This window comes from Streptomyces sp. NPDC029836 (genome assembly GCF_055574495.1).
In genome coordinates, this window is sequence record NZ_JBVHZI010000001.1 from 894948 (window position 1) to 908636 (window position 13689).

A 13689-nucleotide genomic window follows, 5' to 3' on the forward strand; every position below is an offset into this window, starting at 1 on the left:
CAGCAATTGCGGTCGGCGCGTCTTCGTCTCCCGTTCCCGACACCGGGCGGCCCGGGGTCAGGCCCGCCGTGCGGCGAGCGCCCCCATCTCCACCAGGTCCCCCTGCACCGCTTGGCACATCCGGGTCATCCGGAACCCGGCCACCGCCGAGCTGATGAAGCTGTTGAAGGAGAAGGCCAGGACCAGCCCGCTGTCGGCGTCCGCCATGGCCATGACCGTCTTCTCTCCCGGCTGGCCGAACACCCTCGGGGAGACCTCGGGGCAGTACATCCCCCGATCCGTCACGAAACCCCGTGACCAGTTCATGGAATTGATCGCCCAGCCGGCCGACCAGTTCTCCCATTCCTCCGGCGGCTCGGGGACCACGTGCCGTCGGCGCAGCAGGGATGACGCCCCCTGCCAGACTGCCTCGCCCCCGGTCGGCCCGTGGCCGAGCAGCGCCTCGTACAGCCGGGCGAGGTCGCGCATGGTCCCCATGGCGCCGATCCCGGGAATGCAGGCCGACCGCAGCTCGGGCACCCCCATGACGAAGGCATCGTTGGCATGGCCGGAGTCGGGGTTGCGCACGCCTCCGTACGTCATGGCGCGCAGGTCGTCCTCGACGGCGGCGTACTCCTCGGCCGTCATCCCTAGGCGGGTGCGGTCCATGCCCAGCGGTCCGAGGACGGTGCGCCGCAGGACATTGCCGAACGGCTCGCCGACTGCCCTGGAAACGACCTCCGCAAGCACGTGGGAGTTGATCCACGCGCTGTACGTCCTGACACTGCCGATCTCCATGGCCCCGTCGACCCGGGCCGCACAGGCTCCGGCGAGGTTCTCCCGCCAGTCCAGCGAAACGATGTACTGCGAGGCCCCGTCCCGGTAGGGAACGGTGTGCGCCAGCAGGTCGCCGATCCGGGCTCCCGCCTTGCCCTCCTGCCCGTACTCCGGAACGAAGCGCGTCACGGGGTCGTCGAGCCCGAGCACCCCGTCCTCGATCAGTAGCGCGACGGCCACCGAAGTCAACGGCTTGGAAGCGCACAGCCAGTGGAGCAGGGAGTCGGGGGCCAGCACCCGACCGAGAGCCTGGCCGTACGCGAAGTCCGCCATCGGGGTCCCGGACACGGAAGCGAAGAGTTGGAAGCCGTGGTGCAGGTCTTTGCCGTAGTCCTCGCGCAGGAACGCCCGGGTCCGCCGGAAGACCTCGGGAACCACCACGGCCTCCGGGTCCGGGAGTGCGTCGGTGGTCGGCGCGTGCTCGGTCATGGGGTCTTCCACCCTGTCGTCTGTTCTGGTCGTCGATATCGGCGGGATCACGTCCGCGCCGTCCTGCTCGGCAGCGAGCTGATGACGCGCTGCCCTTCATGCACCCACAGCGGCACACCCTCGGTACCGTGGAGGGCGTCCTCCAGGCGGGGCCGGTAGAGCGGGTGCAGCAGCTTCCGGGCCATGGCGAGATCCGCCCAACGCACCTCGGATGCCTCCGTGCTCGGCCGGGGTGCGCCGCCGGTTGCGACGGCGACGAAGACGGCGGCCAGGATGCTCCTGCTCGGGTGCTGGTACACCCCCGCAACGCGCTGGACCCGAACGGTGACTCCCGTCTCCTCCTCGGCCTCCCGCGCCGCGGCCTCGTGCAGATGCTCCCCCGATTCCACGAGTCCGCCCGGCAGCTCCCAGCGCACCGGTGAACGGCGCAGCTGGATCAGGATGTTGCCGTCGTCGTCGAATACGACGCAGGTGGCACCGAGCCGGTAGCGGCCGGCCTCGCCCTGGGCGGGTACAGCCGTGTCCGTCATAGTGGTCCATCCATCGATCGTGTGTCGCGCACCGTGACCAGTTCGGCCCTGTGGTCCACGAGCAGCCACCGGAGCCGCTCGTCGCACCCCGACTCAATCACACGGCCCACCTGCTCCAATACGTCGGATCCGGTGTGAAATTCGGGGAGCAGGAGCCTGCTGAGCCGCGCTGCCGCGCGTGCTTCGTGCCGTTCCCAGAGTCCCGGCAGCAGGCTGAGTGCCCGGTTCGCGTATTCCGCGGTCAGTGCGTGCTGATCAGGCCTGAACAGTCCGCGGGCGTGCGCCTCGAGGACCGGCCACGCAGTGCCGTCCGGTTCCGCCAGCAGGGCGATGGCCTCTTCCTTGGCGGCCGGGAGCGGGCGGGTGGTGAGAGCGGTGGCCGCGGCCGTCGCGCCACCGTGTGTGCCGTCGCGGGCCAGTTCGGCCAGGATCTCCTGGCGCCCGAACATCCCGGCGGCCGCGAGCCGGGTCACGATGCGCCATCGGGCGGCCGGCAAGCCGTGCGTGGGGCAGGCCCCGCGCTCCGTGCCCTCCCCGTCCAGCCGGGCCGCGAGGGCCGCCAGTTCGGGCTCGGTCGTGGCGCAGTCAACGGCGGCCGCTTCGAACACCGGCCGACAGCGGTTGCCGGGACGCGCGGCGAGTCCGGCGTACCAGGGAGCCAGCCGTCTCAGTCTGGACTCGCGCAGCAGTGGGCTGCCCAGCCGGTCCACGGCCTGCCGCAGCCGGTCGACGGCAGCCCCCGCGAGCGCGGGGTCGGTCTCCGTTTCCAGCGCGGCGCACGAGGCGTCCAGGAATGCGGCAACGGGCAGCCGTGTGTCACGGGTCGTGTGCCACAGTGCCTGCCAGGCGACGCCCCGGGCGGTGGGATCCGCTATGCGCCCGAGGGAGTGGCGCAAGGTGGCCGTGGAAACGTCGTCGAGTCGAACCGTGGCCCATGCCTCGTCGGTCTCGTTCACCAGCAGGAGCGCCGGGCGCCGTCCGCCGACGAGCCCTGGCAGTTCGGTCCGCTTGCCCGATACGTCCAGCCGCAGGCTGTCGCGCTTGACCAGTGCGGCGCCCTCTTGTTCGTACACGCCGATCTCAAGGGTGTGCGCGCGCTCCAGCGGATAGGGCGCGGGCGCGTCCTGCACGATCTCGACGCGGCCGACCCGTCCGTCCAGGGTCTCCTCCAACACGGTGCGCAGCGTGTTGACACCCGGGGTGTACAGCCAGTCGTCAGTCCAGTCCTCCAGGTCCTCGCCGCTCGCCTCCTCCAGGGCTGCCAGCAGGTCCGAGAGGGAGAGGTTCGCGTACGCGCGCTGGTGGAGCACGGCGCGTACACCGGCCAGGAAGGGCTCACGGCCGAGCCGGGCCATCAGCTGGCGCAGGACCGCGGCACCCTTGGCGTAGGTGATTCCGTCGAGGTGGAGCATGACGTCGGCGGTTCCCCGGATTTCGGGGACGACCGGATGGGTCGAGGGCCGCCGGTCGGCCTCGTGGCCCCATTCCTTGCGGCCTGTACAGAAGGCCGTCCACACGGAGGTGAACCCGGTCTGCTCGGCGACCACGAGGAAGGCCAGGAGCTCCGCGAATCCCTCGTTCAGCCAGAGGTCGTCCCACCAGCGCGGAGTCACCAGGTTGCCGAACCACATGTGCGCCATCTCGTGCGCGAGGACGACGGCCCGGGTCTGGCGGTCCTCGTAGGTGGCCGTCGCGTCGAGCAGGAAGGTGTCCCGGAGCATCACGAGCCCTGGGTTCTCCATGGCCCCGGCGTTGAACTCCGGGACGAAGACGTGGTCGTATTTCGCGAAGGGGTACGGAATTCCGAACAGGTCACTGAAGCCGGCGAGGCAGGAGCTTGCCGTCGTGAAGACATCCCTCGCGTCAAAATCGAGGCGGGAGGCGAGTGAACGTCGTCCGTAAAGTCCGGCTGGAATGTCGCCGACCGCTCCCCGCACTTCGTGAAAATGACCTGCCGCCACGGCGAAAAGATATGTGGAGAGCCGCTCGGTGGGCTCGAAGTCCCACTGTCCGGATTCCTTGCCGATCCGGGGTGTCATTCCCAGGACGAGCCAGTCTTCCGGTGCACGGACGCTCAGCGTGAAGGAGGCCTTCAGGTCGGGCTGGTCGAAACAGACGAGAAAGCGGTGCGCGTCATGGGCCTGGGCGTACGAATAGACGTACGCCCCTGCGTCCACCGGGTCGGTGAACCGCTGCAGGCCCTGACCGTCCGAGGTGTACGCGTAGACGGCGTCGACTTCGAGGACGTTGGCCTCGGCCAGGCAGTCCAGCCGGATGCGGTCGCCGCCGAACACCTCGTCTGCGGGCAGCTCCACACCGTTGAGGACGATGCGGTCAACCCGGGCCGCAGCGCACTCGACGAAGCTGCCTTCCCCGGGACGGCTGCAGGTGAACGTGATCCTGGTGCGCGACAGGAAGGTCTCGCCGGGTGCCGTCAGGTCCAGTTCGAGGCGGTACTCCTGGACCTTCAGCAGCCGGGATCGCGATCGGGCCTCGGTGTACGAGAGGTCGCGCACGGAGGTCACCGGCTCGGGGCGGACGAAGCCGCTGCGCCGGCGCCCGCGCCCGCTTTGGAGCAGGCGTCCACGATCGGGGTGGCGTGGATGTCGACCTGGGCTTCCGCGAAGTCGATGTCACGCCATGAGGCCGCCGCCAAACTCACGTCCTTGTCGCTTGAATTCAACAGGGCGAGGGCATCTCTGTTCAGATCGTCCCGCGACACGCTGCCACGATCCACTTTAAAGGTTTCATAGGTCTCGATAAAGGCCTGACAGCCCTTCTTGTCGGCTTCCGAGAAACCGTGAGAGCAGGCGCTCAAGGTAAATACAGATATTCCCGCGACAGCCAGGACGACACGGTGGAATGCAATGCGAGAAGGCGTGGTCATTTCGCGAACAATACAGCCACAATCACTTGGCATCACGTGAACCGGATCACGGGAGAGAGGGGGCCGATAGCTCTCTGATCCGTCCGGCTGAAGAGAATGAATCGTGAATCCGCGTGGTGACCGACCAATGCGCCCCGGCACTCTTGCGCAGTCCGTTGGGTCTCGTCAAGTGCCAACTCGCTCACATGAGGCGAGGATTGACAGGGGCCGGACCGGATGGCACGGTTGGATCTTGGCTGTCGGCCTGGTGCCGTACGGCCCCTTTGCTGTCTCTCTCGCTCGACTGGCTCCGGCAGCACCCGGGGCGGCCCGCGGGAGGCGGGGGCGAGCGGGGGTCATCCCTGCTGGACCTGTCACGCACACGGCGCAGCGTCGCCTGTTTCCGGAGCTCTTCGCAGCCGTCCGAGTGGCCTGGCTCTCCCCATCTGCCGTCTTGTTCCGGTGAACCGTTCTTCCTGCCGCCTAGGTTCAGGTGACCCCTCATGCAGCTGTCCGCGTCCGCCCATGTCGACACGTTCTGCCGTGACCAACTGCCTCCCGTGTCCGAATGGCCCGATCTCCACTTCGACCTGCCTCAACTGCACTACCCCGACCGGCTGAACTGCGCGGTGCGTCTCCTGGACGAGAGCGTCGAGCGCTGGGGGCCCGACCGTCCCTGCCTGCTCACCCCGACGGAGACCTGGTCCTACAGAGAGCTCCTCAGGAAGGCCAACCAGGTCGCCCAGGTCCTCACGGAGGACTTCGGGCTACTGACTGGCAACCGGGTGCTGTTGCGCGGCCCCAACACTCCCTGGCTGGTAGCCGCCTGGTTCGGTGTACTGAAGGCGGGCGGTGTCGCCGTCACAACCATGCCTTTGCTCCGGTCTGCGGAGCTGTCAGAGTTGACGGAGATCAGCCGGCCGGCCATCGCCCTGTGCGACCACCGCTACCTCGATGAACTCAGTTCCGGTGCACCAGATGTGACGAGCATCGCCTACGGCGGGTTGGACCCGGAGGACCTCGCCCAACGGTGCGAAGCCAAGGTCGGCGTGTTCGCCAACGTGGCGACGGCCGCCGATGACGTGGCACTGATCGCCTTCACTTCCGGCACCACCGGGCGCCCCAAGGCAACCCTGCACTTCCACCGCGATGTGCTGGCCAACGCGGACACCTTCTCCACCCACATCCTCAGGCCACGGCCCGACGACGTCTTCGCGGGCACCCCGCCGCTGGGCTTCACGTTCGGGCTCGGCGGTCTCGTCGTGTTCCCCCTGCACGCCGGCGCCTCGACGCTGCTGGTGGAGCAGGCATCCCCGGAGCGGCTGGCGGAGCTAGTCGACGAACACAAGGTCACCGTGCTGTTCACGGTGCCGACCGCGTACCGCACCATGCTGGCCGCCGGTGTGGTCCACCGGCTGAAGGGCCTGCGCCGCTGCGTGTCGGCCGGCGAGACCTTGCCGGAGCAGGCGTGGCGGGATTTTCACGATGCCACGGGGCTGCGGATCATCGACGGGATCGGCTCCACGGAAATGCTCCACGTCTTCCTCTCCGCCGCCGACGACGACATCCGTCCCGGCGCTACGGGCAGGCCCATCCCGGGCTACCGCGCCACCGTGATCGACGAGACGGGCAGCTCCGTTCCGGACGGGGAGCCCGGCCTGCTGGCCGTGACCGGGCCCACGGGCTGCCGCTATCTCGCCGACTCGCGCCAGACGACGTACGTGCGCGGCGGCTGGAATGTCACCGGAGACGTCTATGTCCGGGACGCCGACGGCTACTTCTGGTACGTGGCGCGCAGCGACGACATGATCGTGTCGTCCGGCTACAACATCGCCGGACCCGAAGTGGAGCGGGCTCTCGCCAGCCACCCCGGTGTGGAGGACTCCGGCGTCGTGGGCGTGCCGGATGCGCAGCGCGGCATGCTCATCAAGGCGTACGTCGTACTGCGCCCCGGATTCGCCGCCGACGAGGCCACCGTCCGCGACCTGCAATCGCATGTCAAGCAGGTCATCGCGCCCCACAAGTACCCGCGAGCCGTCGAGTTCGTCCCGACGCTGCCGCGCAACAGCAGCGGAAAGCTGCTGCGCGGCGAACTACGCCTGCGCGGCGCGCAGGCGGCCGCCCGGTAGCAGGAATTCGACAACAGCGGGCTGCCGGAGCGCGGTGCCGCGGTGGAAGCACGAGGAGTTCTGGATGCGCATCGCAGTTGTGGGGGCGGGGCCGGGCGGGATGTACTTCGCTGCGCTGGCCCGCCAGTCGCTCCCGCAGGCGCACATCACGGTGTGGGAGCGGAACGGGGCCGACGCCGCTTTCGGCTTCGGCGTGGTGTTCTCCGACGGAACCCTGGAGAACATCGCGAAGGCCGACGCGAAGGTATTCGCCGCCATGCAGCGGGACTTCGCGCACTGGGACACCATCGACGTCCGCTTCAAGGGCGAGTCCGTCTCCGCGCGCGGGCACGGCTTCGCCGCATTGGGCAGGGCCCGCCTGCTACGCGTCCTGCGCGAGCGGTGCACCGAGCTGGGGGTAGAACTGCACCACCACAGCCCCGCGCCACCGGTCGCGGAACTGGCCGCCGAGTACGACCTGGTGGTGGCGGCCGACGGGGCGCACTCCTCCACCCGGTCCCGGTACGCGGAGGAGTTCGGGACCCGCCTCGACGAGCGGTCCTCCCGCTACATGTGGCTCGGTACGGACAAGCGCTTCGACTCCTTCACGTTCGCCGTCGATGCGCACGACTTCGGTACGGTGAACGTACACGCCTACCCCTACGAACAGGAGCGCAGCACGTTCATCGTCGAGATGGACGAAGCCAGTTGGCTGCGCACCGGCTTCGGCGGACCGGGTGCCCGAGCGCTCCCTGCGGGTGAGAGCGACACGGACAGCATCCGATGGTGCGAGGAAACCCTCGCCGGGCACCTGGACGGCCACCGGCTCACCGGCAACAACTCACGCTGGTCCAAGTTCACCACCGTGCGCAACCGCACCTGGCGGCACGACAACATCGTGTTGCTCGGGGACGCGGCGCACACCGTGCACTTCTCCATCGGGTCGGGCACCAAACTGGCGATGGACGACGCGCTGTCCCTCGTGTCCTCCCTCCGCGAGCACACCTCGGTCGACTCTGCACTCGCCGCGTACGAGGCTGAACGCAGGCCCGCCGCGGCATCGGCCCAGCGGGCGGCTCAGGCCAGTCTGGAATGGTTCGAGCACACGGGACGCTACACGCGGCAGGAGCCACGGCAGTTCGCGTTCAGCCTTCTCACCCGCAGCCGCCGGGTCACCTACGAGAATCTGCGCGCCAGGGACCGGGAGTTCGTCGACTCGGTGGCGCTCGCGGGCCCGCTCGGCACGGCCGGGCCGACCACTGACGAGGCTCCCCCCACACCGCCGATGTTCCGGCCCTTCTCGCTGGGCGGACTGCGCCTGCGCAACCGGGTCGTCGTGCCGCCGATGGCTCTCTACACCGCCTGCGACGGCGTCCCCGGCGACTTCGAGCTCGTCCATCTGAGCGTGCTGGCACTGGGTGGACCCGCCCTGGTCTTCGCGGGGATGACGGCCGTCAGCGCGGACGGCCGCGCCACACCGTGCTGTCCCGGCCTGTACACCGATGCGCAGGAACAGGCGTGGCGCCGCATCGTGGCCTTCGTACGTGGTCAGTCCGATGCCCGTCTCGGTATCCAGCTGACCCACGCCGGGCGCCGTGGGGCGACCGCGGTCCCGGCGCATGACGGCCGATGCGTACCGCTCGGCGACGCCGGCTGGCCCCTGGTCGCAGCCTCCCCGGTCCGCTGGGACGAGCTGAGCGCCGTACCGAGGGAAGCGACCCGCGCTGACATGGACGTCATCGCCGCGGACTTCATCACGGCTGCGCGTCGGGCCTTGCGGGCCGGTTTCGATGTCCTCGAACTCCAGTACGGACACGGGCATTTGATGTCGGGCTTCCTGTCCCCGCTGACCAACCAGCGGACCGACGGGTACGGCGGGCCGGCCTCGCACCGGCTGCGGTTCCCCCTTGAGGTCCTGCGCGCCGTCCGGGCCGTGTGGCCCGACGACCGGGCCCTGGTGGTTCGCATCTCCGCCGCCGACTGGTCGCAGCACGGCATCACGGAGTCCGACGTGGTGGAGATCTGCCGTGCACTGGCGGAGGGCGGGGCCGACGCGGTGGACGTGTCCACCGGTCAGGTCGTGGCCGAGGAACGGCCCCCCTACGGGAGGAGCTACCAGACGCCGCACGCCGACCTGGTCCGCAACACGACGGGACTTCCCACGATCGCGGTCGGCGCCCTGTCCAGCCACGATGACGTGAACTCCGTCATCCTGGCGGGCCGGGCCGACCTGTGTGGGGTGGGCCGGGCCCAGCTGCACGATCCTCTGTGGACGCTGCACGCGGCAGCGGCCCAGGGCTACACGGGCCCGGCGATCAACTGGCATCCCTCGTGGCGGGCCGGCAGTGGGGTGCGCCACGGCGTCGGCGGCCGTGGGCGAGATGCGCACGGTGGAGCACACGGAAGGGTTTCCAGTGGTTGATCTTCATACGGTGGACCGGCTCAGCGCCGCCGGGTCCGCGGGTCTGTTGTCCGATCCGCGGTTCGGCTTCTACAGCAGCACACCCTGGTTGCTGGCGACCCAGGAATTGGACGGGGCGGCACCCAGCTACCTGACGGCGGTGGCCGACGGGGAGGTGTGTGGTGTCGCCCCGATGTCGTTCCCTGCGCGGGAGGACAACACCGGTTACACGCCTCATTTGTTGTTCCCCGACCGGCCGGAGGCCCCGTACGCCCTCATCGGACCGCGCCGGGGCTACCGCGCGCACCTCCCGGTCCGCCATAGCGCTCCAGCCGAGGTCGTGGGCGGGTTCTTCGAGGCAGCGGCGGAGGCAGCCGCCTCCCGTCATGCCGACTGGACCTACGCGCTGCACCTGACCACCGAGTCGGCGTTCGCGCTCGCCGAGAGCGGTGTGGCCCGCCCCATCCTGTCGCCGTTGATGGACAGCTGGGTTCCGGCTCCGGGCACCTCGATGGACGACTACTACGCGTCGTGCCGCGGTGGCCGCGCGATGCGGCGGGAACGGCGCCGTGCCGCCTCCGCGGGGGTCGACGTGGCGCGCGAACGGCTCGCGGACTGCGTGGACGAAGTGGCGGCGCTCGCCTGGCAGTCACTACAGCGCCACGGCTCCCTGCGCTCGCTCGAAAGCCTTACCGAGGAGATCCGGAGCACCGCGCAACACGCCGCCGAACACGAGGTCCTGACCACGATACGAAGAGATCCGGCCGGGCCCCTCCTGGGGTACAGCCTGGACTACGTGTGGGGCGACATGCTCTGGGGGCGCTCGTGCGGGATGGCAGACGAGCTGCGTACCAACGCCACGTCACTCTCGTTCGAGCTGCAGTTCTATCTGCCGCTGGAGCTGTGCTACGAACGCGGGCTGCAGGGTATCCACATGGGCCCCACCAACCTCGCCGCGAAGGTCCGCCGGGGCGCCGAGCTCGTCCCACTCTGGCAGACCGGGCTCTACCTCGGCGACGACGTCTTCCCCCGTGAGGGTATCCGGCCCTGGACCGCTCACGTGCTGGAGACGGTGCGCGCCCAGTGCGCACCGCACACGGTCGACGCCCAGCTGGCCGCGATCGAGGAGCAGGCGCTGGCCTTCAGGCGCGGCGCCGGTGGCGGTGTGCTGAGCATGGATGCGGGCGAACGATAGCGGGAGTCCGGCTCGTCAGGCCAGGGCCGCCAGCTCTACCAGGGCTGCCTCCACCGCTTCTCGCAGCTCCTCCGCCTCGGCTGCGCCGATCCCGTTCGGCCCGCCAGAGCAGAACGACCTGCCACGAGCCGTCCGGCTGCGGAAAGGCCTCGATCATCAGCTCCAGCGCCGTCGTGGGCGGCGGAATCCGGACCGGTTCGATGGCCACGCCATCCGCGAACTCGCCGAACAGGATGAGTTGTTGAAGCACCACCCAGGCCTGGAACCAGGGGTGCCTGCCTTCCCGGTCCGGCCTCAGCGCGCGCACCACAGAGTCGAAGGGGGTGCGGGCGGGCTGCAGCGCGTCGGTCGCCTTCTGGGCGGCCCGTGCCAGGAGTTCACCGGCCGCCAGGTCCCGTGAACCGTTCAGCGGGATCGCCAGGGGGTTGACGAAGTAGCCCACCACCGGGTCGAGCGCGCTGTCGAAGCGGCCCGCCGTCGCCGTACCCAGGCATACATCCGCCACGGCGAAAGTCCGGGCGACGGCGCGGCCGGACGCTGCGAGCAGGGCCGCGAGGGGCGGACCACCGTACCGGGCCGCGGCGCGGGTCAGCGCCCCAGGGTGTCCGGGGTCACCCGGAAGACCGACTCCGACCGGGGCCCTTGGCCCACGGCGGCCGGGGCGGGCAGCGCTGGAGCCGGGGTACGGTCAAGGGTCCGGCGCCAGTACGCAAGGTCCCGCCGCGACCGGTCGTCACCCAGCCGCTCGTGTTCCCAGGCCGCGTGGTCCGCGTGGGAACCGGCCGAGCCGAAGTCGGGAGCGCGACCGGCCGAGCGTGCCGTGTAGGCGGTGCCCAGATCCTTCATCAGCACGGACTCGGAATGGCCGTCGAAGGCAATGTGGTGCAGGCACAGCAGGTGGCTGCCGTCCTCCAGTCGGCACCAGCGGGCCCTCAGCGCATGGCGATCTCGTCGTACCAACCACCCAGGAAGCCGGCGCCGAGGCCCAGAGCGCTACCGCCGAGCAGACCGAGCGCGACAGCGATGGCGGCCGTGGTGAGCGATAGACGGGCCCCATGGATGACGCGGGCGAGCAGGTCGCGGCCGACCTGGTCGGTGCCGAGGGGGTGTTGGGGGCTCGGCGGCCGGAGTCGGTACGTCGGCCGTCGGGTCGGCCGGGACGAGGGTTCACGGGTCGAGCACGGCGAGCAGTCCCGGCGAGGTGTGGGCGGCGGAAACGACTCGCTGCCTCGCGAGTCGAGCAGGGGGTGGAGCAGGTCGACGAGCAGACTGGTGGCGGCGAAGGCCGTGGCCCCCAGCAGGACCACGCCCTGGACCACCGGCGTGTCCTGGTAGTGGACGGCGAGCCAGCCGATTCCGGGGCGTCGAAGCCGCGGCTTCAGCACCCCGCTTTGTTCACTGCCCACAACACGCCGCGTCGGCCTTCGCACCAGAACGCCAGCGTCCTGCCGGGCTCAAAGGAGAGCTCCACCTGGAAGCCCTCCACGGCAGCCGAGGGATCCCTGACCGGACCCCTCGGTGCGATGCTCCCCTGACGGAACACACTCCCAGTGAGCCCCAGGGAATCTAACTACTCGTCAGTAGAGTCAGCAAAGGGTCAGCGTTCATCGGACTAGACCTGACCACAGCCTGATCCACATGAGACTCAACCTCAAGATCAAGAAGCCATTCCGGAAGCAGCGTCGACTCCTGATAGACCTCCGGAAGCGGAACCAAATCACAGCCACTGCGCCCGGCCCCACCGTGACGACATCAGCACAGTTCAGCGCATCCTTCCCCTAGGCTTCAAGCGAGTTGGGGGTAGCTCTGGGGCTGAAATCGGAGCGGCGTCGTAGCCCTTGACCTCGCCGAATCTGGTTCCGTTCATCCACTCTTCTCGGGCCTGTGCGATATCCTCCTGGGAGCGTCCGATCCAGTTCCAGAACATCACGATCTCCTCCTCGAACGGTTCGCCGCCCAGCAGCATCAGGCCGGCGTCCGAGGTGGCGCGGAGGGGGAGTTCGGTGCGGCCGCAGCCGAGGTAGAGCATGGCGCCCGGGAGGACGGGGACGCCGTCCACGTGGGCTTCGCCGGACATCGACAGGACCGCGTACTCGAAGTCCGGGTCGAGGGGCAGCCGGGTTTCAGTGCCGCCGGCGAGGGTGAGGTCGGCGCCGACGATGGGGGTGTACGCCGTACCGGGCGAGGTTGCCCCGTCCAGGCTGCCCAGGATCACCGTGGCGGTCAGGCCGGGGGCGGTCACCTGCGGGAGTTCGGGGTGGTGCTGGAAGTGGGGTGCCACGTTCCGGTGCTCGTCGGGCAGGGCCACCCACAGTTGGGCGCCGTGCAGGAAGCGGGCGTGCGGGCGGGGGCTCTCCTCGGAGTGGCTGATGCCCCGGCCGGAGGTCATCAGGCCCAGCTCGCGGGGGCGGATCGTGGCGAGGCTGCCTTCGCTGTCGCGGTGCAGGACCTCCCCGTCGTGCAGCCAGCTCACGGTCTGCAGCCCCGAATGGGGGTGGGGTGCGACCTGCATGCCGGGCTCGTCCGCGATGTCGTCCGGGCCGTAGTGGTCCACGAAGCACCAGGCGCCGACCATGCGGCGGCCGAGGTTCGGCAGGAGTCGGCGGACCTCGGTGGACCCGCCGAGTGTGACGGTGCGCGGGCTGAGGAGCTCGCGGACCGGTTCGGCCACGACGAAACCGCGGCCGCCGCAGGCGGAGAGAGCTGGCTGGCGATCGAGATTGCTCATGTTGGACAACTTAGTCCCGCTCGGTGGCGATGTGGCCGGTCCTTTGCCTGGAATGTTCCGGCAGGACGGCGTGTTGGACGGACCGACACCCCACCGGGAGCGAGCGGAAGGGACGCGATGAACGCACCGACGGCATACCACGAGCACGGCACGGCGGCGGAGCGCTGGGAGCGCGCCGGGCTGTTCTTCGAAGCGAAGGAGTACGCGACGGCGGCGCGCGTCCTGGTGACGGTCGCCGACGAGGCTCCGGAGCAGTTGGCCCCCCGGCTGCTGCTGGCCCGGGCCTATTACCACTCCGCCCAGCTGACGCGCGCGGAGCGCGAGCTGCGCGCGATCCTGGAGCGGTGGCCGGTCGAGGACTACGCGCAGCTGCTGCTCGGACGCACCCTGCAGCGACAGGGCCGGGCCGCCGAGGCCGCCCCGCACCTGCGCATCGCGGCGGCCATGGCGGGCGACTTCCCCGAGTAGGTCAGCGAGCGGGTGGGCCCGGTGGGCCTGCCCGGCTCGCCGAGGCGCGTCCCCGACCCGCCCCCGCCCCTCCCCCGCAGCGCTCCGGCCTGCGCAAACGCGTGCCGTCGGGTGTGCTCGTCGAGTCGTACCGTCCCTCCGGCCCCGC

Annotated in this window: 12 protein-coding genes; 4 read left to right on the forward strand and 8 right to left on the reverse strand. The window is 69.8% G+C overall.

The annotated features are described in order from the left end of the window. Nucleotides 1-57 precede the first annotated feature (57 nt). Genes ACZ4XJ_RS04115 through ACZ4XJ_RS04130 form a run of 4 tightly spaced genes read right to left on the reverse strand, consistent with a single transcriptional unit; the run spans nucleotide 58 to nucleotide 4662 of the window. A complete protein-coding gene (locus ACZ4XJ_RS04115; RefSeq protein ID WP_468495238.1) occupies nucleotides 58-1245 on the reverse strand; it encodes a serine hydrolase domain-containing protein in 1188 nt (395 codons plus the stop codon). Between the two features lie 47 nt (nucleotides 1246-1292). Next, nucleotides 1293-1775, reverse strand: coding sequence for an NUDIX hydrolase (locus ACZ4XJ_RS04120; RefSeq protein ID WP_468495239.1), 483 nt, complete (start codon nucleotides 1773-1775; stop codon nucleotides 1293-1295). Continuing rightward, on the reverse strand, nucleotides 1772-4291 hold the full coding sequence (gene pepN, locus ACZ4XJ_RS04125) for an aminopeptidase N (protein ID WP_468495240.1): 2520 nt from the start codon (nucleotides 4289-4291) through the stop codon (nucleotides 1772-1774). The genes ACZ4XJ_RS04120 and pepN overlap by 4 nt, the downstream gene beginning before the upstream one ends. 5 nt (nucleotides 4292-4296) lie before the next feature. Further along, the gene (locus ACZ4XJ_RS04130) at nucleotides 4297-4662 is read right to left on the reverse strand and encodes a hypothetical protein (protein WP_468495241.1); all 366 of its coding nucleotides are present in this window, start codon (nucleotides 4660-4662) and stop codon (nucleotides 4297-4299) included. Between the two features lie 482 nt (nucleotides 4663-5144). On the opposite strand from ACZ4XJ_RS04130, the gene ACZ4XJ_RS04135 reads away from it, so the two are divergent. From ACZ4XJ_RS04135 to ACZ4XJ_RS04145, 3 genes are all read left to right on the forward strand, one after another. Continuing rightward, complete coding sequence (locus ACZ4XJ_RS04135) at nucleotides 5145-6770, forward strand: AMP-binding protein (RefSeq protein ID WP_468495242.1); 1626 nt, start codon at nucleotides 5145-5147, stop codon at nucleotides 6768-6770. A gap of 64 nt (nucleotides 6771-6834) precedes the next feature. Then, nucleotides 6835-9171: an oxidoreductase gene (locus ACZ4XJ_RS04140; RefSeq protein WP_468495243.1), complete on the forward strand. Its 2337-nt coding sequence runs from the start codon at nucleotides 6835-6837 to the stop codon at nucleotides 9169-9171. Beyond that, nucleotides 9164-10345, forward strand: a complete 1182-nt coding sequence (locus ACZ4XJ_RS04145) for a peptidogalycan biosysnthesis protein (RefSeq protein WP_468495244.1) — start codon at nucleotides 9164-9166, stop codon at nucleotides 10343-10345. The genes ACZ4XJ_RS04140 and ACZ4XJ_RS04145 overlap by 8 nt, the downstream gene beginning before the upstream one ends. Here ACZ4XJ_RS04145 and ACZ4XJ_RS04150 read toward each other — a convergent pair. From ACZ4XJ_RS04150 to ACZ4XJ_RS04165, 4 genes are all read right to left on the reverse strand, one after another. After that, complete coding sequence (locus ACZ4XJ_RS04150; RefSeq protein ID WP_468495449.1) at nucleotides 10293-10937, reverse strand: condensation domain-containing protein; 645 nt, start codon at nucleotides 10935-10937, stop codon at nucleotides 10293-10295. The genes ACZ4XJ_RS04145 and ACZ4XJ_RS04150 overlap by 53 nt on opposite strands. Then, a complete protein-coding gene (locus tag ACZ4XJ_RS04155) occupies nucleotides 10934-11305 on the reverse strand; it encodes a condensation domain-containing protein (RefSeq protein WP_468495245.1) in 372 nt (123 codons plus the stop codon). Before ACZ4XJ_RS04155 ends, ACZ4XJ_RS04150 begins: the two co-directional genes overlap by 4 nt. Then, nucleotides 11278-11730: a hypothetical protein gene (locus ACZ4XJ_RS04160; protein WP_468495246.1), complete on the reverse strand. Its 453-nt coding sequence runs from the start codon at nucleotides 11728-11730 to the stop codon at nucleotides 11278-11280. The genes ACZ4XJ_RS04155 and ACZ4XJ_RS04160 overlap by 28 nt, the downstream gene beginning before the upstream one ends. A gap of 377 nt (nucleotides 11731-12107) precedes the next feature. Further along, on the reverse strand, nucleotides 12108-13073 hold the full coding sequence (locus tag ACZ4XJ_RS04165) for a pirin family protein (protein WP_468495247.1): 966 nt from the start codon (nucleotides 13071-13073) through the stop codon (nucleotides 12108-12110). A gap of 117 nt (nucleotides 13074-13190) precedes the next feature. On the opposite strand from ACZ4XJ_RS04165, the gene ACZ4XJ_RS04170 reads away from it, so the two are divergent. Then, nucleotides 13191-13541, forward strand: coding sequence for a tetratricopeptide repeat protein (locus ACZ4XJ_RS04170; RefSeq protein ID WP_362877060.1), 351 nt, complete (start codon nucleotides 13191-13193; stop codon nucleotides 13539-13541). The last annotated feature ends 148 nt before the right edge of the window (nucleotides 13542-13689 follow it).

Bases quoted from the DNA above. Each gene is read 5' to 3' on its own strand.
- ACZ4XJ_RS04115 (WP_468495238.1), bottom strand. From the start codon at position 1,245: ATGACCGAGCACGCGCCGACCACCGACGCACTCCCGGACCCGGAGGCC.
- ACZ4XJ_RS04120 (WP_468495239.1), bottom strand. From the start codon at position 1,775: ATGACGGACACGGCTGTACCCGCCCAGGGCGAGGCCGGCCGCTACCGG.
- ACZ4XJ_RS04130 (WP_468495241.1), bottom strand. From the start codon at position 4,662: ATGACCACGCCTTCTCGCATTGCATTCCACCGTGTCGTCCTGGCTGTC.
- ACZ4XJ_RS04135 (WP_468495242.1), top strand. From the start codon at position 5,145: ATGCAGCTGTCCGCGTCCGCCCATGTCGACACGTTCTGCCGTGACCAA.
- ACZ4XJ_RS04140 (WP_468495243.1), top strand. From the start codon at position 6,835: ATGCGCATCGCAGTTGTGGGGGCGGGGCCGGGCGGGATGTACTTCGCT.
- ACZ4XJ_RS04165 (WP_468495247.1), bottom strand. From the start codon at position 13,073: ATGAGCAATCTCGATCGCCAGCCAGCTCTCTCCGCCTGCGGCGGCCGC.
- ACZ4XJ_RS04170 (WP_362877060.1), top strand. From the start codon at position 13,191: ATGAACGCACCGACGGCATACCACGAGCACGGCACGGCGGCGGAGCGC.